At 67.4% G+C, this 21,122-nt stretch carries 20 protein-coding genes; 9 read left to right on the plus strand and 11 right to left on the minus strand.

Annotated features, from left to right (window positions below):
• Positions 1-13 precede the first annotated feature (13 nt).
• On the minus strand, positions 14-934 hold the full coding sequence (locus ACEU5R_RS08875) for an EAL domain-containing protein (protein WP_103274475.1): 921 nt from the start codon (positions 932-934) through the stop codon (positions 14-16).
• 322 nt (positions 935-1,256) lie between these two features.
• Between ACEU5R_RS08875 and ACEU5R_RS08880 the strand changes: the two genes are divergently transcribed.
• Both ACEU5R_RS08880 and ACEU5R_RS08885 read left to right on the plus strand, forming a co-directional pair.
• Positions 1,257-3,371: an FUSC family protein gene (locus tag ACEU5R_RS08880; RefSeq protein WP_392409881.1), complete on the plus strand. Its 2,115-nt coding sequence runs from the start codon at positions 1,257-1,259 to the stop codon at positions 3,369-3,371.
• A gap of 106 nt (positions 3,372-3,477) precedes the next feature.
• Positions 3,478-4,314, plus strand: coding sequence for a universal stress protein (locus tag ACEU5R_RS08885; RefSeq protein ID WP_392409882.1), 837 nt, complete (start codon positions 3,478-3,480; stop codon positions 4,312-4,314).
• An 88-nt stretch (positions 4,315-4,402) separates the two neighbouring features.
• Here ACEU5R_RS08885 and ACEU5R_RS08890 read toward each other — a convergent pair whose 3' ends face one another.
• A complete protein-coding gene (locus ACEU5R_RS08890) occupies positions 4,403-5,236 on the minus strand; it encodes a MetQ/NlpA family ABC transporter substrate-binding protein (protein WP_103276484.1) in 834 nt (277 codons plus the stop codon).
• Positions 5,237-5,457: 221 nt separating this feature from the next.
• Here ACEU5R_RS08890 and rocF point away from each other — a divergent pair, with 221 nt between their 5' ends.
• The 4 genes from rocF to ACEU5R_RS08910 all read left to right on the plus strand — a co-directional run bounded on the left by rocF (position 5,458) and on the right by ACEU5R_RS08910 (position 9,051).
• Positions 5,458-6,411, plus strand: a complete 954-nt coding sequence (gene rocF, locus ACEU5R_RS08895; RefSeq protein WP_103274478.1) for an arginase — start codon at positions 5,458-5,460, stop codon at positions 6,409-6,411.
• Positions 6,412-6,460: 49 nt separating this feature from the next.
• Positions 6,461-7,522: an alcohol dehydrogenase gene (locus tag ACEU5R_RS08900; protein WP_392409883.1), complete on the plus strand. Its 1,062-nt coding sequence runs from the start codon at positions 6,461-6,463 to the stop codon at positions 7,520-7,522.
• A 150-nt stretch (positions 7,523-7,672) separates the two neighbouring features.
• Positions 7,673-8,050 (plus strand): DUF423 domain-containing protein, encoded by a 378-nt coding sequence (locus ACEU5R_RS08905; protein ID WP_392409884.1) that lies wholly within the window; start codon positions 7,673-7,675, stop codon positions 8,048-8,050.
• Positions 8,051-8,148: 98 nt separating this feature from the next.
• Positions 8,149-9,051, plus strand: a complete 903-nt coding sequence (locus ACEU5R_RS08910) for a DMT family transporter (RefSeq protein ID WP_103274481.1) — start codon at positions 8,149-8,151, stop codon at positions 9,049-9,051.
• Between the two features lie 6 nt (positions 9,052-9,057).
• Here the strand turns inward: ACEU5R_RS08910 and ACEU5R_RS08915 are convergent, their stop codons facing one another.
• Together ACEU5R_RS08915 and ACEU5R_RS08920 are read right to left on the minus strand one after the other, a co-directional pair.
• A complete protein-coding gene (locus ACEU5R_RS08915; RefSeq protein ID WP_103274482.1) occupies positions 9,058-9,696 on the minus strand; it encodes a glutathione S-transferase family protein in 639 nt (212 codons plus the stop codon).
• Between the two features lie 4 nt (positions 9,697-9,700).
• Positions 9,701-10,870 carry a PQQ-dependent sugar dehydrogenase gene (locus ACEU5R_RS08920; protein ID WP_392409886.1) on the minus strand — a complete coding sequence of 390 codons (1,170 nt, stop codon included), beginning with the start codon at positions 10,868-10,870 and terminating at the stop codon, positions 9,701-9,703.
• A gap of 187 nt (positions 10,871-11,057) precedes the next feature.
• On the opposite strand from ACEU5R_RS08920, the gene ACEU5R_RS08925 reads away from it, so the two are divergent.
• Positions 11,058-11,672 (plus strand): glutathione S-transferase family protein, encoded by a 615-nt coding sequence (locus ACEU5R_RS08925; RefSeq protein WP_392409887.1) that lies wholly within the window; start codon positions 11,058-11,060, stop codon positions 11,670-11,672.
• Positions 11,673-11,891: 219 nt separating this feature from the next.
• Entirely contained in the window at positions 11,892-12,635 is a 744-nt protein-coding gene (locus ACEU5R_RS08930) for an aspartate/glutamate racemase family protein (protein WP_392409888.1), read from the plus strand.
• Between the two features lie 80 nt (positions 12,636-12,715).
• Here ACEU5R_RS08930 and ACEU5R_RS08935 read toward each other — a convergent pair whose 3' ends face one another.
• The 7 genes from ACEU5R_RS08935 to proC form a co-directional block, all read right to left on the minus strand.
• On the minus strand, positions 12,716-13,417 hold the full coding sequence (locus ACEU5R_RS08935; RefSeq protein ID WP_103274486.1) for an ABC transporter ATP-binding protein: 702 nt from the start codon (positions 13,415-13,417) through the stop codon (positions 12,716-12,718).
• Positions 13,418-14,185, minus strand: coding sequence for a high-affinity branched-chain amino acid ABC transporter ATP-binding protein LivG (gene livG / locus ACEU5R_RS08940; RefSeq protein ID WP_103274487.1), 768 nt, complete (start codon positions 14,183-14,185; stop codon positions 13,418-13,420).
• Positions 14,182-15,417: a high-affinity branched-chain amino acid ABC transporter permease LivM gene (locus ACEU5R_RS08945; RefSeq protein ID WP_199770862.1), complete on the minus strand. Its 1,236-nt coding sequence runs from the start codon at positions 15,415-15,417 to the stop codon at positions 14,182-14,184. The genes livG and ACEU5R_RS08945 overlap by 4 nt, the downstream gene beginning before the upstream one ends.
• Positions 15,417-16,343, minus strand: coding sequence for a high-affinity branched-chain amino acid ABC transporter permease LivH (livH, locus tag ACEU5R_RS08950; RefSeq protein WP_103274489.1), 927 nt, complete (start codon positions 16,341-16,343; stop codon positions 15,417-15,419). The genes ACEU5R_RS08945 and livH overlap by 1 nt, the downstream gene beginning before the upstream one ends.
• A gap of 192 nt (positions 16,344-16,535) precedes the next feature.
• Positions 16,536-17,651 (minus strand): branched-chain amino acid ABC transporter substrate-binding protein, encoded by a 1,116-nt coding sequence (locus ACEU5R_RS08955; RefSeq protein WP_103274490.1) that lies wholly within the window; start codon positions 17,649-17,651, stop codon positions 16,536-16,538.
• Positions 17,652-18,153: 502 nt separating this feature from the next.
• The gene (locus ACEU5R_RS08960) at positions 18,154-18,708 is read right to left on the minus strand and encodes a queuosine precursor transporter (protein WP_103274491.1); all 555 of its coding nucleotides are present in this window, start codon (positions 18,706-18,708) and stop codon (positions 18,154-18,156) included.
• Entirely contained in the window at positions 18,705-19,538 is an 834-nt protein-coding gene (gene proC / locus ACEU5R_RS08965) for a pyrroline-5-carboxylate reductase (protein WP_392409889.1), read from the minus strand. Before proC ends, ACEU5R_RS08960 begins: the two co-directional genes overlap by 4 nt.
• 193 nt (positions 19,539-19,731) lie before the next feature.
• On the opposite strand from proC, the gene ugpB reads away from it, so the two are divergent.
• Complete coding sequence (gene ugpB / locus ACEU5R_RS08970) at positions 19,732-21,045, plus strand: sn-glycerol-3-phosphate ABC transporter substrate-binding protein UgpB (protein WP_103274493.1); 1,314 nt, start codon at positions 19,732-19,734, stop codon at positions 21,043-21,045.
• The last annotated feature ends 77 nt before the right edge of the window (positions 21,046-21,122 follow it).

Consider the following 21,122-nt stretch of genomic DNA (forward strand, 5'->3'; position numbering starts at 1 on the left):
AGGACGGCGCCCGCTATTGTGTGGCGACAGGCTGGCTCGCCTGCACGCGGTCCGCCTCGGACTTCGCCGCCCCGCCACCATAGGCCTGGATCCACGACGAGGCATAGGCGGCCGACGCGGCCAGCGGTTCGCCTCCGTCGTACTGCGTGCGCAGCCGGATCATCAGCTCGTCCAGCAACATGGGCCGGCCCAGCGCGTAGCCCTGCCCGTAGCGGCAGCCCGCCGCGCGCAGCGCGGGGATATCCTCGACGTTCTCCACGCCTTCGGCCACGACGCGCCAGCCCATCCGCGTGGCCAGCTCGGCCGCCGTGCGCAACACTTCGAACGCCACGGCGCTGCGCCGCATGCGGGTGACGAAGTACTGGTCTATCTTCACTTCGGACAGCGGAATGGCCGACAGCAGCTTGAGCGAGGCATGGCCGGTGCCGAAATCATCCAGGCTGACCTCGCAGCCGGCTTCTTCCAGTTTCAGCAACGAAGCCCGCAACACGTCCAGCTCGCGGATGGGCTGATCCTCGGTCAGCTCCACCCGCAACAGCGAGGCGGGCAGCTCGGCGGCGCGGATGCGCAGCAGCAGCGCTTCGACCGCCCCGGCGTCGGACAGCGTGCTGGCCGGCGCGTTGATCGCAATGGGAACGGCCACGCCCGCGCGCCGCATGGTCTGCAGCATCTCGATCACGCGCACGCTGACGCGCTCGAACAGTTTCCTGTCCAGTCCCTGCCGGTTGATCGAGGGAATGAAATCAGCGGGCATGACCGTGCCCAGGCGGGGGTGCTGCCAACGCGCCAGGGCCTCGGCCGATACGATGCGGCCAGTAAGCAGGTCCACCTGAGGCTGCAACAATACCCTGAGCCCGTCCTTGCCGGCGACCATGGCCGCAATTTCAACGTCATCCGCAACCTGACCGGAGGCTGCCTGTTGATTCAGCGTCATGTCTGCGCTCCTGAAGCGTCCCGGATTCTGGGCCGCGCTGTCCGGGCGCGGTCCGAGACGCACTGGACATGAACGCCGACACAGAACTGCGCAGGCCGGCGATTCGGCGTGGTAACGCTTACGTTTTTTTAGGCGATTTCCGCCGATTTCTCCAGATTATTTTGCGCCCGCGCGGCGCGAATGTCACAGATGTGTAACCATACCTGCAGGTTGCCGCGAAATTGGCGATGACCTGCCACAGAAGACGCATTGGCGGCCTTCCCGGCATGGTAGGGTGAGCGCCTCGCGCCCGCCGGGCCCCTTTCCTGAACGAAGCAGCAGCTTGACTTCCTCCCCCGCTCCCTGGCGCGCCGCCGTGCGCCGCATCCTCTGGCTGGACGCCCTGCAGGCCGCCGCCACCAGCGCGGCGCCGGTGATCCTGGCCGTGCTGCTCGATGAACCCCGGCTGGGCTGGAGCGCCATCGCGGCATTCTGGGCCTGCTTCGGCGATCCCGGCGGCCCGTTGCGACAACGCGCGGGCGCCATGCTGGCGCTTGGACTGGCCGGCGGTGTGTATTGCCTGCTGGCCAGCGTGAGCGCGCCCCATCTGTGGCTGCTGCTGCCGCTGACCTTCCTGTGCTGCACCCTGGGCGGCCTGCTGCGCGTGCTGGGACCGGCGGCCGCCATCATCGGCACGCTGCTGTCGGCCGGCTTCGTGGTGGCGGCCGAGCTGCCCGCGCCCACAGTCGTCGAGAGCCTGCGCTACGCGCTGTTCTTCGTCGCGGGCGCATCCTGGGCGATTCTGATGACGGCGCTGGTGTGGCGCCGCCGCCCCTGGAAGGACGCCACGCTGGCCGTGGCCCATTGCTACCGGGGACTGGCCGATTTTGCCGACGCGCTGGCCGGCATGTATTCCGGCTTGCGCCCCGAGACTGGCGCGCCGGCATGGAGCGCCGTGTCCCGCTCGCAGCGGGCTGCCCTGCGGGCCGCGCTGGAGGCGGCCCGCAGCCGCATCGGCGAAGTGCAAGGCGCGCGTCCCTCGCGCCGCACCCGCGCGCAGCAGCTGTATTACCTGCTCGACCGGGCCGAGGACAGTTTCATCGCCATGGTCGCCGCCGCCGACCTGCTCGAATCGAACGCGCCGCGCTGGCTGGGACGCAATGCCGGCGCCCACCTGTGCCACGCCTTGCACCGCTACGCCAGCGTATGCAATGCCATCGCTGGCACCTCCGATGCCGCCGACGCGCGCCAGGCGGATCGCCTGCGCGAACGGCTGGAACGCTACGGCACCGATCTGCGCGAACTTCGCGGCCCCGCGCTCGCGCACGCGCCCGAGCTGGCCAGCGTCATTCCGGTGCTGGACCGGCTGCAACAGTCCGCCCAGTCCGTCCGGCAGGCCCTGTTCGACGCCGCCGAGCTGCCGGCCGGCGCGGCATCCAGCTCGGCCGCCGCGCCGGCGCGGCAAGCCTGGAACACGCTGCGCCAGAACCTGCGACTGGAGTCTGACGCCCTGCGCCATGCCTTGCGCGTGGGCATCGGCGCCACGCTGGCCGTCGCCCTGTCGCGCAGCTTCGCCGTCAACCACGGCTACTGGATGTCGCTGACCCTGGTCTTCATCCTGCAACCCTATTTCGCCGCCACCTGGCAGCGCACCGTGGAACGCGTGCTGGGCAGCGTCGCGGGCGCGATCGGCGCCTCTTTGCTGGGCCTGCTGCTGAGCACGCCGCTTTCCGTCGCGCTGGCCGTGCTGCCGATCGCGCTCGGCACGTTCGCCGCGCGCACGGTGAACTACGCCCTGTTCACGTTCTTCCTGACCTCGCAGTTCGTGCTGGTCAGCCATATCCAGCAGCCGGACCTGCACGAACCGGAACTGGCCGCGCTGCGCGCCTTCAACAGCGTGCTGGGCGCCGTGCTGGCGCTGCTGATCGGCTTTCTGCTGTGGCCCGAGAAGGCGCCCCGCGAGCTGGCCGGTGCGCTGGCGCGCGCGCTGCAGCGACATGCCGACTATGTGCTGGCGCTCGTTCGGGAAAAGAGCGGCGAGGCGGCGGAGTCGCCGCGGCGCATCGTCGAGCTGCGCCGGCAGGCCTGCCTGGCGGCCGACAATGCCCAGGCGTCACTGGAACGGCTGCAGCAGAACCCCTTGCACCGCGACAGCAAGGTCGACACGGCGGAAGCCCTGCTCAATGCCATGCGCCGGGTGACCGCCGCCGGCACCGTGCTGGAAATCCAGCCCGCCCTGCCTGCCGACAGCGAAGCGGCATCCGCGCTGCGCGACTACGGCGAAACCCTGGCGCGGGCGCTGCACCCGCGCGACGGCGAACCGGAACCCGGCGGCCGGGTCATGCCGGTGCCGTCGGCGGTGGGTCTGGCGCAACCCGGTCTGCCGCCCCCTCTGGAACGCATCGCCCGCCAGGCGCGGCAGGTCCAGCAGCTGCGCGACAAGCTCCAACAGGCCTAGAGCTTGCGCCGGACGGGGCAAACTGAGGCCGGCTTGACGTGCATCAAGCGCCGGTCGGCGCGAACGCGCAACGATAGCGCCAACGCAAGTTCACTCAGGAGGCTCTATGTACCGCCGCATTTCCGTCCATCTGGACCAGGGTTTCGACTGCAAGCGCCGCACCCAGGCAGCCATCGGTCTGGCCAAACGCCACCAGGCGGAACTGGTCGGCATCTACGCCACCTCCGCTCCGCCGCAGTACTACTACGGCGAATCCGTGCTGATGTCCCGGGCGCTGAATGTCATGAAGGACTTGCAGGCACAAGGCCGCGACAGCGTCCAGAATGCGTTCCTGGCGGCGGCCTCGCAGGCGGACATCCCCGCCCAGGTCCGCAGCGACGACACCTCGCCCAGCGCCAGCGTGGCGCTGCACGGACGCGTCAGCGACCTGATCATCGTCAGCCAGCTGAACCGCGACGATGTCGAGGCTGCCCACGAGAACGAATTCGTCGAGCAGACCCTGCTGACCGCCGGCCGGCCGGTCCTGGTCGTGCCCTCCAGCGGCCATTTCCCGGTGATCGGCGAGCGCGTGCTGTATTGCTGGGACGGCAGCCGTGAATCGGCCCGCGCGCTGGCGGATGCCGCGCCGGTGCTGCGCATGGCGGACCACCTGGTCGTGTTGACGATGGACGAAGGCGCGGCCACGCGGGGCGCCGGATCGGCCAGCTTCGACGACCTGGCCAGCTACTGCGAGGCCCAGGGCATGCCCCGGCCCGAGCACGTGCGCCGCGACATCAAGGGCGTGGGCGTCGGCAGCACCATCCTCAACGCGGCGGCCGACTACAGCGCCGACCTGATCGTCATGGGCGCCTACGGTCACAGCAAGCTCAGGGAATGGGCCATGGGCGGCGCGACCGCCTCGATCCTGAAGACCATGACCGTGCCGATCATGTTCTCGCACTGAGCGCCTGCCGTGCCCGAGCCCCTGCCCAGGCAGGGGCTTTCTTGCTGTCGGCGAGTGGGTTTGGGCTCGGATGCTCCGCCGCGCCGCGCTACCAGGGAAAGACGATCAGGTCGCCATACAGCCGCCGCAACGTGGCCTTGACCTCGGGAGATTCCTGATAGATGGCGATGAATTTCAGCAGCCTCGGATCGTTGGCGCGCTCGGGCGTGGTGACCCAGCGGATCGCGTAGCGGCGAACGGAATCGGGGCTGTTATTGTCGAAACCCAGGCAGTCCTGCTCGCTCAGGCCGGCCTGCCTGGCGAAGGAGGGATACGTGACCGAAGCCGTCACGTCATCGAAGGTGCGGGCCGATTGCGCGCCTTCGACAGGCACGAATTTCAGGCGCTTGGGATTGAGCGTCACGTCTTCCACCGCCGCCATGTTGCCCACGCCGGGCTTCAGGCCGATCAATCCCATGGACTGCAGCAGCAGCAAGGCGCGGCCGGTGTTGACCGGATCGTTCGGCACCGCGACGGTGGCGCCCTCGGGCAGCGGCTCGCCCCGCTTCAGCTTCTTGGAATACAGACCGATGATGGTCGAGTAGCCATAGGCGATCGGCACCAGCTTCACGCCTCGGCGCGCATTGAACACCTGCAGGAACGGCTCGTGCTGGAAGAAATTGGCATCCACCGAGCCATCGGCCACCGCGATATTGGGCAGCACCCAGTCATTGAACTCCACCAGCTTGACCTCCAGCCCTTGCCGGGCGGCCAGCGCGATGGCTTTCTCGGTCGCCTCGTTGGCCAGGGCCGGAACCACGCCGATGCGCAGCGGCTTCTGCTGGGCAGCGGCAGGAAGCGCGCAAGCCATGGCGGCCAGCGCCAGCGCGGCCGCAAGACGGGGCCGCAGGAAGGAAAGAAGGGGCGGGAACAAGCGGATCATGGGCATGAATATGAAAAAATGGACGCCAGCGCTGCCGGCTTTCGGTCCATTGTGCCCCAAACGCCCGCCGCGCCATGGCAATGCCCTCTGTCACGCCATGGCAATGCGGGCGCGGGCGCGACGGCGCTAAGATGTGTCCACCAAGCCGGCCAGGCCGGCGCTGGGCCGGCGGCGGCTCCATCCGCCGCCTGATTCTGTCTTTCCTTTCCGGAGTCCGCCCCGTGCAGAAAACCGCCAAGCCGACCACCCCTTCCCTGCCGCGCGGCATCGCGCTGATCGGAGCGCCCACCGACATCGGCGCCGGCGCGCGCGGCGCCTCCATGGGACCGGAAGCCCTGCGCGTCGCCGGCCTGGGTCCGGTCATCGAGGCCCAGGGCTTCGAGGTCGAGGACCGCGGCAATCTGTATGGCCCGGCCAATCCCTGGCAGCCTCCCGTCGACGGCTACCGCCATCTGGCGGAAGTGGCCGCCTGGAACCGCGCGGTCCACGACGCGGTGCATGCCGAATTGCGCCAGGGCAAGCTGCCCATCCTGTTGGGCGGCGACCACTGCCTGGGCATCGGCTCGATCAGCGCGGTGGCGCGCCATTGCCGCGACACCGGCAAGAAACTGCGGGTGCTGTGGCTGGACGCGCACGCTGATTTCAACACCCATGCGCTTACCCCCACCGGCAATATCCATGGCATGCCGGTAGCCTGCCTGTGCGGCTACGGTCCGGCGGAGATCACCGGCCTGTCCGGCCATCATCCCGACATCGAGGCCGCCTGGGTGCGCCAGATCGGCATACGCAGCGTGGATCCTGGCGAAAAGCGGCTGGTGCACGAGGCCGGGCTGGAAGTGTTCGACATGCGCTACCTGGACGAAATGGGCATGCGCGCCACCATGCAGGCCGCGCTCGCGGGCCTGGACCAGGACACGCACCTGCATGTCAGCTTCGATGTGGATTTCCTGGACCCCGAGATCGCGCCCGGCGTGGGCACCACCGTGCCTGGCGGACCGACCTACCGCGAGGCCCAGCTCTGCATGGAGATGATCGCCGACACCGGGCTGATGCGTTCGCTCGACGTGGTCGAACTGAATCCCGCTTTCGACGTGCGCAACAAGACCGCCGAACTGGCGGTGGACCTGATCGAAAGCCTGTTCGGCAAGTCCACGCTGATGCGGCGCGACGCCTGACGCTCCCCTCTTCCGGTCGACAACAAGCAAGCCATAAAGGAGACATGCCATGAAGTGCTATTGCGTGGTCGATTTCCGCGCCCCGCTGCAGGAAATGGACCAGCCCACGCCCGTGCCGCAAGGCGCGCAGGTGCTGCTCAAGGTCCGTGCCGCCGGCGTCTGCCACAGCGACATCCATCTCTGGGAAGGGGGCTACGACCTGGGTCAGGGGCGCACGCTGTCGCTCAAGGAGCGCGGCGTTACGCTGCCGCTCACCATGGGCCACGAAACCGTCGGCGCGATGGTGTCGGCCGGCCCCGACGCGACCGGCCTGCGGCCCGGCGGCAACTACCTGGTCTATCCCTGGATCGGCTGCGGCAACTGCCCGTCGTGCCAGGCGGGCCAGGAGAACCACTGCATGGCCCCGGCCTGCCTGGGCGTGCACCGCGCCGGCGGCTACGCCGACCACGTGCTCGTGCCGCACTCCCGCTACCTGATCGACATCGGCGACCTGGACCCGGCGCAGATCGCGCCCTACGCCTGCTCCGGCCTGACCACCTATGCCGCGCTGAAGAAGATCGGCGAGCAGACCTACCGCCAGCATCCCGTGGTGATCTTCGGCGCGGGCGGCCTGGGACTGATGTGCCTGACGCTCATCAAGGCGCTCGGCGGCGCCGGCGCCATCGTGGTGGACATCGACCCCGCCAAGCGCCAGGCGGCGCTGGAGGCAGGCGCGCTGGCGGCCATCGACGGCGCGGCGCCGGACGCGGCGCAGCAGATCATCAAGGCAGCCGGCGGCAAGCCGGCGCAGGCCGCCATCGACCTGGTGGGCGCGCCCGCCACCACTTCGCTGGCCTTCGACTTCCTGACCAAGGGCGGCAAGCTCATCATCGTGGGCCTGTTCGGCGGCGGCTCGACGTGGCCGATCGCGCTGATTCCCATGAAGGCGCTGTCCATCATCGGTAGCTACGTCGGCAACCTGGCCGAATTGAAGGAGCTGATGGAACTGGTGCGCGCAGGCAAGGTCCCGCCCATGCCGGTGCACCGCTACGCGTTGGACCAGGCCGACAGCGTGCTGGCCTCGCTGCGGGCCGGCAAGGTGGTGGGCCGCGCGGTGCTCACGACGGCTTGAGCGCCAGCGCCTGCCGCGGCCAGGCGAACGGACGCGTGGCGGCGGGGTGCAAGCCGGATCGATCGCCGGCGCGCAGAGCGCCGGCGCCGAATGCCATATCATAGGCACCGGCGGCTCCGCCCAAACGACTCTTCGAACCCAGGACCAGCAATGACAGACCGGCAGCTCACGATACTCGCGGCATTGAACCTCATGGTGGCCGTGGGCGCGGGCGCCTTCGGCGCGCACGGGCTCAAGCGTATCGTCAGCCCCGAGCTGCTCGCCGTCTGGCAGACGGGCGTGCTGTACCATCTGATCCATGCGCTGGGCATTTTCGCGATCGCCCTGCTCGGCGCGCGCTATGGCTCGCCCCTGTTGTCGGCCGCCGGTCTGGTGATGTTCGCCGGCATCGTGCTTTTTTCCGGCAGCCTGTATCTGCTCGCGCTGACCGGCACGCACTGGCTGGGCGCGGTCACGCCGCTGGGCGGCGTCGCCTTCCTGGCCTCCTGGGCCATGGTTGCGCTGGCCGCCTACCGCAGCCAGGGCTGACGCCCGGCCAGGCCACGCCGGCACTTGCACCGGCGCCCTGCATCCAAGCCCTCCCTTCGTACGGCGCCAGGAATCGCCGTGATCCGCTGCTCCCGCCCATGTCCTCCGCCACCCTGCCTACCGCCCGTCCCTCTTCCGCCGCCGCCGGCATCGCCTGTGTGATGGCCGGCATCTTCTTCCTTACGCTCAGCGATGCCAACGCCAAGTGGCTGGGCGCCAGCTATCACCCGCTGCAAATCCTGTTCCTGCGGGCGCTGATCGCCCTGCCGGTGGTCACGGCGCTGGCGCTGTGGCTGGGCGGCCGCCGCGTCTTGCGCACCGGGCATCTGCGCCTGCACCTGGCGCGCGGCGCGATCAACGTGGTGTCGGCCTGTTGTTTCTACCTCGGCCTGAATTCCTTGCCATTGGCCGAGGCGACGGCGATCGCCTTCGCCGCGCCGCTGTTCGTGACGGCGTTGTCGGTGTTCGTGCTGAAGGAGCGCGTCGACAGCCGCCGCTGGCTGGCGGTGCTGGCGGGCTTCGCGGGCGTGCTGATCATCGTGCGGCCCGGCACCGATGCATTCCAGGCCGCCACGCTGCTGCCGCTGACCACCGCGATGCTGTACGCGGTCATGATGACCACGGCGCGCGGCATCAGCCCCAGCGAAGGCATGCTCACCACCACCTTCTACATCGTGGCCGGCCAGTTCCTGTGCAGCATCCTCACCCTGCCCTGGGTCTGGCAGGCGCCGGCCATCGGCGACCTGCCCTATTTCGCGGGCGTGGCGCTGTTCAGCACGCTGGGGCTGACGCTGATCACGCAGGCGTTCCGCATCGCCCCGGCCTCCGTGGTGGCGCCGTTCGACTACACCGGCCTGATCTGGGCCACCGTGCTGGGCTGGGTGTTCTGGCGCGAGGCGCCCGACGCGCTGGCCTATCTGGGCGCCGCCTTCATCGCCGGCAGCGGCATCTACATCGCCTTGCGCGAGGCTCGCTCGAAGCCGCGCCGCGGCAAGCGCTGAGGCGCGCTATTCGGTGGGCGGCGGGAAGTTGCGACGCAGCGCGCGAGCCACGGCCGGATTGCGTCCCGCCTCGCGCGCCACCGCCGTCAAGGCCGGGCAGACCGATTCAAACCAGGCCGGCCCCGGACGCCAGCGCGTCATCACGGCCACGTACAGGTCCAGCGCCGAAAACCGCTCGCCCAGCATGTGCGGCGCGCCGGCCTGCCGCTCCAGCTCCTGCCACAGTTCGGCGCGGCGCGTGTGCACGCGCTCGCGCAGCAGGTCGGCGGGCGCGCCTTCCGTGGTCCATTGCGGCGGATTGTCGCCATAGGTGAAGGTAGGATAGATGGCCGCGACCAACCGGATCAGCAGGTTCAGGAAGCGCGCGCGCTCGGGCTGGTCGGGCAACGGCGCCAGGCCGGCCTGCGGCGCCACGTCGTGCAGATGCAGGATCATGGCCGCGCTTTCTGTCATGACCTCACCGTCCGGCGTCACCAGCGTCGGCACCTGGCCTAGCGGATTCAGGCGCAGCAGGCGGTCGCGCTGCGGCCCCGGCTTCAGGTAAGGCACGTCTTCCAGCGTGTACGGCACATTGGCCAGCGCCAGCGCCATCTCGACGATGGCGGAACCGCAGCCGGCCGATCCGATCAGTTCGTAGGTCTTCATGGCTTCATCCCCCCGCCGGCGCGATGCGCAGCAGCTCGCCCGGCGATTCGTCCGTCAATACATACACATGGCCGTCCGGTCCGACCCGCACGTCCCGGATCCGCTTGCCGCGCTCGCCCAGCAGGCGTTCCTGCGCCACCACCTTGTCGCCGTCCAACGTCAGCCGGATCAGGTTGCGTTCGGCCAGCGCGCCGATGAAGAGCGAATGACGCCAGGCCGGAAACCTGGGCGCGTCGTAGAACGCCATGCCGCTGATGGCGGGCGACTTCGGCCACCAATACAGCGGCGACTCCATGCCCGGCAGCGTCTGGCCGCGCGCCTCGGGGATGGGCTGGCCGGAATAGTCGATGCCGTAGGTCGCCAGGGGCCAGCCGTAGTTCAGCCCCGGCTTGATCAGATTGACCTCGTCGCCGCCGCGCGGCCCATGCTCGCTTTCCCACAGCTCGCCGGACCAGGGGTTCAACGCCATGCCCTGCGGATTGCGGTGGCCATAGGACCAGATCTCGGGGCGCGCGCCGGCCTTGCCCACGAAGGGATTGTCCGGCGGCACCGAGCCGTCGGCCCGGATGCGCACCACCTTGCCCTGCAGCTTGCCCAGGTCTTGCGCGGTGGAGCGCTGGTTGTTCTCGCCCAGCGCGATGTAAAGATGCCCTTTGCCGTCCAGCACCAGGCGGGAACCGAAATGCAGCCCCTCGGACAGCTTGGGCTCCTGCCGGAACAGGACGCGGAAATCCTCCAGGCGGGCCCCGTCATCGGCCAGACGGCCGCGTCCCACGGCTGTACTGGCGCGGCCGTCGCCGGCCTCGGCATAGGACAGGTAGACCAGGCGGTCCTTGGCGAAATCCGGCGACAAGGCCACGTCGAGCAGGCCGCCCTGCCCCTGCGCGGCCACCTTGGGTACGCCTTTCAAGGGCGCGGACAGGCCGCCGTGAATGCGCAGCAGCCGCAGATTGCCGGGGCGTTCGGTGATGAGGATGCCGCCATCGGGCAGAAAGGCCATGGCCCAGGGATGTTCCAGGCCGCCCGCCACGGGCGTGACCTGGGTCGGCGCGGCGGGCGGGATCCCGGTGCCGGCCGACACCGGCTCGGCGCGCGCGGTTGCGGACCAGGCGCAGGCCGCAAGCACGGCGCCGGAAAGGAAGACGGACAGCGTTGCGGCGGCACGAGGCGGCATGGTCATCTCCGGCTACGGCATGGGCGCATGGCGAATGGCGCGGCGTCCGTCGGACGATCCCGGCGCGAGGCGGCGGACGCGGCGGTATATATCGTGGGGCTATCACGCATCGTCGCCACATGAGTGGCGTACCATATGCGGCAAGGACGGGTCGCCTCCCGCCCTGCCCCACAGGAGACGCCTTCAAATGAAACTGTACTACATGCCTGGCGCATGCTCGCTCGCTTCCCACATCGTGCTGGAATGGCTGGGCAAGCCCTATGAAACGCACAAGCTCAGCCGCGACGAGCTCAAGGGTCCGGAATTCCTGAAGATCAATCCGCTGGGCGCGGTTCCCGCGCTGGCCGACGGCGACTGGACCCTGACGCAGAACGTCGCCATCCTCGAATACCTGGCCGAACAGGCCCCGCAAAGCAAGCTGATGGGCGATGGCAGCGCGCGCTCCCGCGCCGAAGTGCGCCGCTGGCTGGGCTTCATCAACTCCGACCTGCACAAGACCTTCTCGCTGGTCTTCGCGCCGATGCGCTTCCTGTCCGAGGAAGGCGCGCAGAAGGAACTGGCCGCCAACGCGTCCAAGCTGCTCTCCAAGCTGTTCGCGCAGCTCGATGCCCAGCTGGCCGGCAAGTCCTACCTGGTGGGCGCCGACCCCAGCGTGGCCGACGCCTATCTCTACGTGGTGCTGACCTGGGCGCATGGCAAGCAGGTCGACCTGACCGGCCTGGACAATCTGGCCGCGTTCTTCAAGCGCATGCAGGAAAACGGCGGCGTGAAGGCCGCTCGCAAGGCCGAAGGCCTGGAGTAAGCCAGCCGCGCGACGCAGGCCCGCCAGCGGGCCCGCGCCGGGCAGGCGTATGATGGCGGCTTGGCGCCGCCTGGGCGCCGCGGCATGCGGCGCCCTCGTTCAGCGAGCGGTCAGGCGTGGGCAGCGATGTCCTTGTCCGGCCGGCTCGCGGAACATCGCGGCATGCCAGAGGCCGGGCCGCTTTCCGAGCCCGGCGCAGCACCGCTTCGGAGTCTTAAAGTGAATAGCTTTTCCCAGGGTTGTTACCTGGGTGTATTGGGCGGCATGGGCCCCATGGCCGGCGCCGCTTTCGCCTTGCGCCTGGCGGCGCTCACGCCCGCCGATGTCGACCAGCAGCACATTCCCACACTGCTGCGCAACGATCCCCGCATCCCCGACCGCTCCAGCGCCTACATGGCCGGCGGCGAGAATCCCCTGCCCCACATGGTCGAAGGCGTGCGCTTCCTGGAACGCGCGGGCGCGCAGCTCATCGCCATCCCGTGCAATACCGCGCACCTCTGGTACGACCAGATCACGGCCGCCACCCGGCTGCCGGTGCTGCACATCATCGAGGCGGTCATCGACGACCTGCGCCGGCTCGGCCTGCCCAAGGGCCGCATCGGGCTGATGGGCACCGCGGCCACGCTCAAGCTGGGCCTGTACCAGCGCCATCTCGAGGCACAGGGCTATGAATGCCTGGTGCCCGACGAGGACGAGGTCGAGCGCTATTGCATGGGCTCGATCCGCGCCGTGAAAGGCAATCAGCTCGAACAGGCCTACTCGCCGGCGGCCGAGTGCATCGCGCGCCTGAAGGCGCGCGGCGCCGACGCCGTGGTCCTGGGCTGCACCGAGCTGCCGCTGGCCGTGCCGCACGCGCTGCGTCCCGGCCTGGGCATCACGCTCACCGATTCGATCGATGCGCTGGCGCGCGCCGCCATCGACCGCTACCTGGCCGACGCGCCGCACGCCCGCATCGCGGCCTGAGCCGCCCTCCCTTCCCCCGCATCCCGGATAAAAAAAAGCGCACCTCGCGGTGCGCCCACTCCCTTCGCGGGGGAAATTGGTCAGCCGCCCAGGTAGGCTTTGCGGACCTCGTCATTGACCAGCAGATTGGCACCCGTGTCCTGCAGCACCACGCGGCCGTTCTCCAGCACATAGCCACGGTCGGCCACCTGCAGCGCCTTGTTGGCGTTCTGCTCGACCAGGAACACCGTCACGCCCTGCTCGCGGATCTCGCGGATGATGTCGAAGATCTGCGCGATCACCAGCGGCGCCAGGCCCAGCGTGGGCTCATCCAGCAGCAGCAGGCGCGGACGGGTCATCAGCGCGCGGCCGATGGCCAGCATCTGCTGCTCGCCGCCGGACATCAGGCCGGCGCGCTGGCTGGCGCGCTCCTTCAGCCGGGGGAACAGGCCGTAGACGTGGTCGATGCCCTCGTGGATTTCGTCGCGCTTGGCGAAGAAGCCGCCCATCATCAGGTTCTCGGCGACCGTCAGGTCCTTGAACACGCGCCGCCCTTCCGGAGAAATGGCGATGCCGTTGCGCATGATGTGGTGCGTGTCCTTGTGGGTGATGTCCTCGCCCTCGAACGTGATCTTGCCTTCCTTGGCCCTGGGATTGCCGCAGACGGTCATGAGCAGCGTGGTCTTGCCGGCGCCGTTGGCGCCGATCAGGGTGACGATCTCGCCCTTGTTGACATCCACCGACACGCCATTCAGCGCCTGGATGGCGCCGTAGTAGGTGTGTATGTTTTCCAGCTTCAGCATTTATTCCTCCCCCAGGTACGCCTTGATGACGCGCTCGTCGTTGCGCACCTGCTCGGGGGTGCCGGTAGTGATGGGCTTGCCGTGCTCCATGACCAGGATGCGGTCGGAGATGCCCATGATCAGGCTCATGTCGTGCTCGATGAGCAGCACCGCCACGCCGAACTCGCGGCGCAGCTGGTCGATGAGCGATTGCAGATCGCGCTTTTCCTGCGGGTTCAGGCCGGCGGCCGGCTCGTCCAGCATGAGCAGGCGCGGCTTGGTGATCATGCAGCGCGCGATCTCCAGGCGGCGCTGGTGGCCGTAGGCCAGGTTGCCGGCCTCGCGGTTGGCGAACTCGCGCAGGCCCATGAAGTCCAGCCATTGCGCCGCGCGCGCCAGCGCATCGGCTTCCGACTGGCGATAGGACTTGAGCTTGAGCAGGCCCGGCAGCAGGCGCGCCTCGACCTGGGTGTGCTGGGCGACCAGCAGGTTTTCCAACACGGTCAGCTGCTTGAACAGGCGCACGTTCTGGAACGTGCGCACCAGCCCGTGGCGCGCGACCTTGTGGCTGGGCAGGCCGGTGATGGCCTTGCCGTCCATCAGGATCTCGCCCGCGGTGGGCGCGTAAAAACCGCCCACGCAGTTGAACACCGTGGTCTTGCCGGCCCCGTTCGGGCCGATGATGGCGAATACCTCGTCGGATTTGACTTCGAAGGCCACGCTGTCGACGGCCAGCAGACCGCCGAACCGCATGGTCAGTCCGGATACTTTAAGCAACGCCTCGCTCATTTGGACAGCTCCACGTGGGGACGCTTCATGGGCAACAACCCCTGCGGACGCCACATCATCATCAACACCATCACCAGGCCGAACATCAGCATGCGGTACTCGGCGAACTCGCGCGCCAGCTCGGGCAGCACGGTCAGCAGCACCGCCGCCAGGATCACGCCCACCTGCGAACCCATGCCGCCCAGCACCACGATGGCGAGGATCAGCGCCGATTCGATGAAGGTGAAGGACTCCGGATTCACCATGCCCTGGCGGGCCGCGAAGAACGCGCCGCCAAAGCCGGCGAAGGTCGCGCCCAGCGTGAACGCGGACAGCTTGATGCGGGTGGGGTTCAGGCCCAGCGAACGGCAGGCGATCTCATCCTCGCGCAGGGCTTCCCAGGCGCGGCCGACCGGCATGCGGATCAGGCGCGTGGACACGAACAGCGTAACCAGCGCCAGCAGCAGGGCCATCATGTACAGATAGATCACCATGTGCTGATTCTGGAACGTCAGGCCGAAGAAGTCGTGGAACGTGGTGCCGCCCTCGGTGCTGGCGCGACGCGTCATTTCCAGGCCGAACACCGACGGCTTCGGAATGCCCGAGATGCCGTCCGGACCGCCGGTCAGCGTGTTCAGGTTGATCAGCAGCAGGCGGATCATCTCGCCGAAGCCCAGCGTCACGATGGCCAGGTAGTCGCCGCGCAGGCGCAGCACCGGAAAGCCCAGGATGAAGCCGAACAGCGCGGCCATCGCGCCCGAGAACGGCAGCGCTTCCCAGAAGCTCCAGCCGCCCCAGTGGTACAGCAAGGCGTAGGTATAGGCGCCGACGGCATAGAAGCCGACGAAACCCAGGTCCAGCAGCCCGGCGAAACCCACCACGATGTTCAGGCCCAGGCCCAGCATCACGTAGATCAGCACCAGCGTGGCGATGTCGACCGAGCTGCGGCCGGCAAAGAACGGCCAGATCACGGCGGCCGCCAGGATCAGCAGCACCAGCAGCTTGTTGCTCTTGGCCGGCGACGACGGCAGGGTCGGCAGGCCCGTCTTCAGTTTCTGGAACGGCTTGGCCAGCCAGGGGCGCAACAGCTGGAACACGAACACGACCGCGGCGGCAAGCGCCACCAGCGACCAGTTGGACTCCATCGTGGTGCGCGCGCCCTGGCGGATCAGCTGCAGGCCAAAGACGGGGGTGACGATGACGGCGGTCAGCACCGCCGCCATCGTGGCGTTTTTCAGATTATTGTTCGACATCAGACTTTTTCCACCTCAGGTTTGCCCAACAGCCCGGTGGGACGGAACAGCAGGATCAGGACCAGCAGCGAGAACGCCACGATGTCCTTGTACTGCGACGAGATGTAGGCTGCCGCGAAGGTCTCGGCCAGGCCCAGCAACACGCCGCCCAGCATGGCGCCGGGGATGCTGCCGATGCCGCCCAGCACCGCCGCCGTGAAGGCCTTGATGCCGGCGAGGAAGCCGATGAAGGGATTGAGCTTGCCGATGGTGATGGCGATCAGTACGCCGCCCACCGCCGCCAGGATCGCGCCCATCACGAACGTGAAGGAGATCACCCGGTTGGTGTCGATGCCGAGCAGGTTGGCCATGTGCATGTCCTGCGAGCAGGCGCGCGAGGCACGGCCCATGCGTGAGTACTTGATGAACAGCGTCAGGCCCACCATCAGCACCACGGTCACCACGATGATCATGATGCGCGAATACGGCACCGTGACATCGAAGTCGGATCCCATGTGGAACTGCACCGCGCCGGAAACCAGCGACGGCACGGCCATGTCGCGGGCGCCCTGGCCCAGCGCGACCCAGTTCTGCAGGAAGATCGACATGCCGATGGCCGAGATCAGCGCGACCAGCCTGGGGCTGTTGCGCACCGGCCGGTAAGCCACGCGTTCGACGGAAAAGCCGTAGATGCCGGTGACCACGATGGCCACGAGCAGCATGGCGGCGATGATGAAAGGCACGGGCAAGCCGCTGTTGGTGCCGATGGAGGTCAAGGTGACCAGGCCGACATAGGCGCCGATCATATAGATTTCGCCGTGGGCGAAATTGATCATACCGATGATGCCGTAGACCATTGTGTAGCCGATGGCGATCAACGCGTAGATCGCGCCCAGAGACAATCCGTTGAAGAATTGCTGGGTAAGTTGGGGTATGAGGTCAGACATTATTTCTCTGTGCTCCAAATAGTTCCGGCTCCGGTAGTGAGACCCGGAGCCGGAAACCTGGGCGTATTTTATAAGGGCCTGCCATCGGCGCCTGCCGGCCGCACAGCGCTTTTGGCGCTTCGCTACGCGGATTACGGCATGACGGCAAGGACAGGCCCTACACGCCGGCACCACGCCGGCGGGATCGCGAGTTTACAGCTGGGTCTTCTTTCCGTTCTTGTCCCACTTGTAGACGGCGAACTCGAAGTTCTTCAAATCACCCTTGGCGTCGTACTCGACCTTGCCGATGCCGGTGTTGAAGGTGGTCTTGTGCATGTAGTCGGCCACCTTGGCGGGATCTTCGCCCACCGCGGTGATGCTGTCGGCCAGGATCTGGACCGCGGCATAGGCCGGCATCTGGAAGGCGCCGTCCGGATCGCGCTTGGCGTCCTTGAAGGCCTTGACGATGCTTTCGTTGCCCGGCAGCTTGGTGAAGTCGGCGGGCAGCGTGACCAGCAGGCCTTCGATGGCCGGGCCGGCGATCGCCACCAGGTCCTGGTTGGCGGTGCCTTCCGGACCCATGAACTGGACCTTCAGGCCCTGTTCGCGCGACTGGCGCAGCAGCAGGCCCAGCTCGGGGTGGTAGCCGCCGAAGTAGACCAGGTCCACGCCGGCCGACTTGAGCTTGGTGATGATGGCCGAATAGTCGCTGTCGCCGACGTTGATGCCTTCGAACAGCGCGACGTTCACGCCTTCCTTGGTCAGCGTGTCCTTGACCTGGGTGGCCACGCCCGAGCCGTAGGTCTGCTTGTCATGCAGCACGGCGACCTTCTGCGGCTTGAGGGTCTTGGCGATGTAGCGGGCGGCATACGGACCTTGCTGGTCGTCGCGGCCGATCGTGCGGAAGAAATAGTGCGGCTTGATGGTGTCGGTCACCAGCGGCGAGGTGGCGCCCGGAGTGATGCCGACGATGCCTTCCTGTTCGTAGACGTTCACGGCGGCCACGGTCACGCCCGAGCACGCATGCGCCACGGCGAACTTGGCACCGGAGTTGACCACGCGGTTGGCGGCCGGCACGGCCTGCTTCGGTTCGCAGCCGTCGTCGATGAGGATGGGTTCGAGCTTCTTGCCCTTGACGCCGCCCTTGGCGTTGATCGTTTCGATGGCGGTCAGCGCGCCAGCCTGGATCTGGTCGCCGTACTGGGTGTTGGGGCCGGTCATCGGCTGGGGGATGCCGATCTTGATGGTGTCGGCGGCATGCACGGAACCTGCCAGGGCAAGCGCCCCAAGCGCAACGGCTACCGGGGTAAGGCGATGCAGAAACTTCATGCGTAGTTCTCCAGCGAGGTTTTGAGCGGCTCGGACCGGTCCGAATTCGCGGGAGGGTGCCCCGTGATTCGTGCCGCGCGTTGCCGGCTTCTTGGGCGAAAACACGATGTGGGCGGTATTCTGGAAGCAAGCCGCCGCACTGTCACTGCGTGTAATCCCCAATATTTGCGGAGAAATCTTTAATCGTGCCGCATCGAGGCTACAAGCCCGTGAAATCGCAGGGAAAATCGCGATCCGGCCTTGTTTATCCCCTTGCGCGTCAGCGCCGTTTCAGCATCTGCGCTTTGCGAAAAATCATTATCTGAGCCCGCGTATTCGCATTTAAATACAGTCCTTACGCAAGACTTACGGATAATAATTAGCGTGTTAATCCTGCGCGTTCGCGCCCGGAATATATCGATCGGTTTCAATAATGTCCGCGCGATGCCATACGCCAAGGCGCGCGCGGCCCCGAATGACAAAAGGCGGCCCGCAGGCCGCCTCTTCCCTGCCCCGCCCGGCTTCAGGCGTTGGCCGGCTTGGCCAGGTTCCACATCAGCGCGCGGAACGGCGCCAGCATGCTGATGTTGACCGCCAGCTTGATCGCCAGATCGCCCGCCATCCAGGTCAGCCAGGGCGTGCCCGTGGCGGCGAAGGCCACGCTGAAGAACACGGCCGTATCCAGCACCGCGCCCAACACGCCTGAAATCAACGGCGCGCGCCACCAGCGCTGGTCGCGCAGACGGTCGAAGACCTGGATGTCGACCAGTTGCGCGCAGATATAGGCCAGACCCGAGGCCAGCGCGATGCGCGGCGAGGCCACCCAGAACGAGACGACCAGCGCGGCGGCGAAACCGAACCAGGCCACGCGCCGCGCCGCCGATGGACCGAAACGGCGGTTCAGCACGTCGGTGACCAGGAACGCCACCGGATAGGACAGCCCGCCCCAGGTCAGCCAGTCGTTCAGCGGCACCTGCACCAGGATGTTGGAACCGACCACCACCAGCAGCATGCACAGCACCGCCACCGCGAACTGCGGCGCGCGCATGGCTTCGTAGCGGCTCGCCTGCGCGCTCATTTGCCGAATTCCTCCGCCAGCTCGCGCGAACGGCGCGCGGCGGCCGCCAGCGCGTCCTCGACGATGCCGGCGAAGCCCGCCGCGCCGAAGGACGCCAGCGCGGCGGCCGTGGTGCCGCCCTTGGACGTGACACGCTCGCGCAGGACAGACGGCGGCTCGGACGACTCGGCCGCGAGCTTGGTGGCCCCGGCCAGCGTGCCCAAGGCAAGCTGGCGCGCCTGCTCGGCCGTCAGGCCGACCTTCTGGCCGCCGGCGATCAGCGCTTCCAGGAACAGGAACACATAAGCCGGGCCGCTGCCCGACAGCGCGGTCACGCCATCCAGCGCCGCGTCGTCGGCCACCCAGACGACGTCGCCCACGCTGGCCAACAGGCTGGCCGCGAGTTCGCGGTCTTCCTGACCGACGCCATCCAGGGCGGCCAGGCCGGTCATGCCCGCGCCCACCAGGGCCGGCGTGTTCGGCATGCAGCGCACCAGGCGGCGGAACGGCTGCTCCGGCGTGCCCAGCCAGCCGGCCAGGGTATCGGCGCGGATGCCGGCCGCCACGCTTACCACAAGCGTGTCCGGACGCAGCCACTGACGCGTGGACGCCACAACGTCTTTCATGTTCTGTGGCTTGACCGCGAACACCCAGACGCGGCACCGCGCCAGGGCCTCGTCGGCGGCGGTGGCGGTGGTCATGCCGCGCGCCCGCCACGAGGCCTGCGCCTCCTCGTTTATGTCAATGACATGGATGTTGCCGGCGGGGCATACTTTGCCAGCCAGCCCGGAAGCCAGGGCGGCGGCCATATTGCCGCCGCCGATGAACGCAATCGAAAGTTCGTTTTTCATAATGGGAGGATTGTAAACCGTCATGTCCCTGGGAAAAAAATGAAGAATGTTCGTTCGCGCCCAAAACGCGCAATTTGACAGCCGTTTGGAGTGATGTGAAAGTCACGCTTTTGTCACAAACAATTCATAAGGTGACGTGTTTTCCGCGGCCGGAAAATCGGCCGCGACACGCCCAACTGGAGGAAACCACACCATGCGATCCCACCGTATTGCCCTAACCTTCGCCGCCGTCATGGCCGCGTTCGCCGGCGCCTCGGCCCATGCCGCCACCGAGATCCAGTTCTGGCACTCGATGGAAGGCGCGCTGGGCGACCGCGTCAACGGGCTGGTCGACGAGTTCAACAAGAAGAACCCCGAATACCAGGTCAAGGCAGTCTACAAGGGCAACTACGGCGAGTCGATGAATGCGGGCATCGCCGCGTTCCGCGCCGGCAACGCGCCCGACATCCTCCAGGTCTTCGAAGTCGGCACCGCCACCATGATGTACGCCAAGGGCGCCATCAAGCCGGTGCAGCAGATGTCCGAAGAAGCCGGCAACCCGATCGATCCCAAGGAATTCATCGGCGCCGTGGCCGGCTACTACTCGTCGGCCGACGGCAAGCTGGTGTCGATGCCGTTCAACAGCTCCACCGTGGTGTTCTACTACAACAAGGACGCCTTCAAGAAGGCCGGCCTGGACGCCGACAAGCCGCCCAAGACCTGGGAAGAGCTGGCCGCCGCCGGCCAGAAGCTCAAGGCCGCCGGCCAGGAATGCGGCTACACCACCTCGTGGCCGTCCTGGGTCCAGCTGGAAACCTTCTCGGCCTGGCACAACGTGCCCTACGCCACCAAGGACAACGGCTTCGGCGGCCTGGACGCCCGCGTCGCCGTGAACACCCCGCTGCACGTGCGCCACCTGGAAAACCTGGCCAAGCTGGGCAAGGAAGGCATCTTCATGTACGGCGGTCGCGGCGACGAGCCGAACTCGCTGTTCATCAGCGGCAAGTGCGCCATGATCACCGGATCGTCGGGCCTGCGCGCCAACATCGCCAAGAACGCCAAGTTCGAATTCGGCACCTCCACCCTGCCCTACTACTCGGACGTGCAGGGCGCGCCGCAGAACACCATCATCGGCGGCGCCTCGCTGTGGGTCTTCGCCAACAAGAAGCCGGAAACGTACAAGGGCGTGACCGCCTTCTTCAAGTTCCTGGCCAGCCCCGAGATCGCCGCCCGCTGGCACCAGCAGACCGGCTACGTGCCCGTCACCAAGGCCGCCTACGAGCTGACCAAGAAGGAAGGCTTCTACGACAAGAACCCCGGCACCGAAGTCGGCGTCAAGCAGCTGAACGTGGAAACCACCGCCCAATCGCGCGGCCTGCGCCTGGGCTTCCTGCCGCAGATCCGTGAAATCGAGGACGCCGAGATCGAGCGCATCGTCTCGGGCAAGGTCACGGCCAAGGACGGCGCCGAGAACATCGTCAAGCGCGGCAACGAGCTGCTGGAAAAGTTCGAAAAGAGCGTAAAGTAACGCCCGTCTCCCGCCAGGGAGGCATCCTGCGGGGGGCCGGGGGCGGGGCGCCGCCGGGGGTTAGTTGGGTTTTTAAA

The organism is Achromobacter sp. 413638 (genome assembly GCF_043119405.1).
Classification (GTDB): domain Bacteria; phylum Pseudomonadota; class Gammaproteobacteria; order Burkholderiales; family Burkholderiaceae_B; genus Achromobacter.

Bases quoted from the DNA above. Each gene is read 5' to 3' on its own strand.
- ACEU5R_RS08910 (WP_103274481.1), top strand. From the start codon at position 8,149: ATGTCCTCCGCCACCCTGCCTACCGCCCGTCCCTCTTCCGCCGCCGCC.
- ACEU5R_RS08890 (WP_103276484.1), bottom strand. From the start codon at position 5,236: ATGATCCGCTTGTTCCCGCCCCTTCTTTCCTTCCTGCGGCCCCGTCTT.
- ACEU5R_RS08885 (WP_392409882.1), top strand. From the start codon at position 3,478: ATGTACCGCCGCATTTCCGTCCATCTGGACCAGGGTTTCGACTGCAAG.
- ACEU5R_RS08875 (WP_103274475.1), bottom strand. From the start codon at position 934: ATGACGCTGAATCAACAGGCAGCCTCCGGTCAGGTTGCGGATGACGTT.
- ACEU5R_RS08955 (WP_103274490.1), bottom strand. From the start codon at position 17,651: ATGAAGTTTCTGCATCGCCTTACCCCGGTAGCCGTTGCGCTTGGGGCG.
- livG (WP_103274487.1), bottom strand. From the start codon at position 14,185: ATGAGCGAGGCGTTGCTTAAAGTATCCGGACTGACCATGCGGTTCGGC.
- ACEU5R_RS08935 (WP_103274486.1), bottom strand. From the start codon at position 13,417: ATGCTGAAGCTGGAAAACATACACACCTACTACGGCGCCATCCAGGCG.
- ACEU5R_RS08920 (WP_392409886.1), bottom strand. From the start codon at position 10,870: ATGCCGCCTCGTGCCGCCGCAACGCTGTCCGTCTTCCTTTCCGGCGCC.
- ACEU5R_RS08925 (WP_392409887.1), top strand. From the start codon at position 11,058: ATGAAACTGTACTACATGCCTGGCGCATGCTCGCTCGCTTCCCACATC.
- ACEU5R_RS08905 (WP_392409884.1), top strand. From the start codon at position 7,673: ATGACAGACCGGCAGCTCACGATACTCGCGGCATTGAACCTCATGGTG.
- ACEU5R_RS08900 (WP_392409883.1), top strand. From the start codon at position 6,461: ATGAAGTGCTATTGCGTGGTCGATTTCCGCGCCCCGCTGCAGGAAATG.
- proC (WP_392409889.1), bottom strand. From the start codon at position 19,538: ATGAAAAACGAACTTTCGATTGCGTTCATCGGCGGCGGCAATATGGCC.
- ACEU5R_RS08945 (WP_199770862.1), bottom strand. From the start codon at position 15,417: ATGTCGAACAATAATCTGAAAAACGCCACGATGGCGGCGGTGCTGACC.
- livH (WP_103274489.1), bottom strand. From the start codon at position 16,343: ATGTCTGACCTCATACCCCAACTTACCCAGCAATTCTTCAACGGATTG.
- ACEU5R_RS08915 (WP_103274482.1), bottom strand. From the start codon at position 9,696: ATGAAGACCTACGAACTGATCGGATCGGCCGGCTGCGGTTCCGCCATC.
- ugpB (WP_103274493.1), top strand. From the start codon at position 19,732: ATGCGATCCCACCGTATTGCCCTAACCTTCGCCGCCGTCATGGCCGCG.
- ACEU5R_RS08960 (WP_103274491.1), bottom strand. From the start codon at position 18,708: ATGAGCGCGCAGGCGAGCCGCTACGAAGCCATGCGCGCGCCGCAGTTC.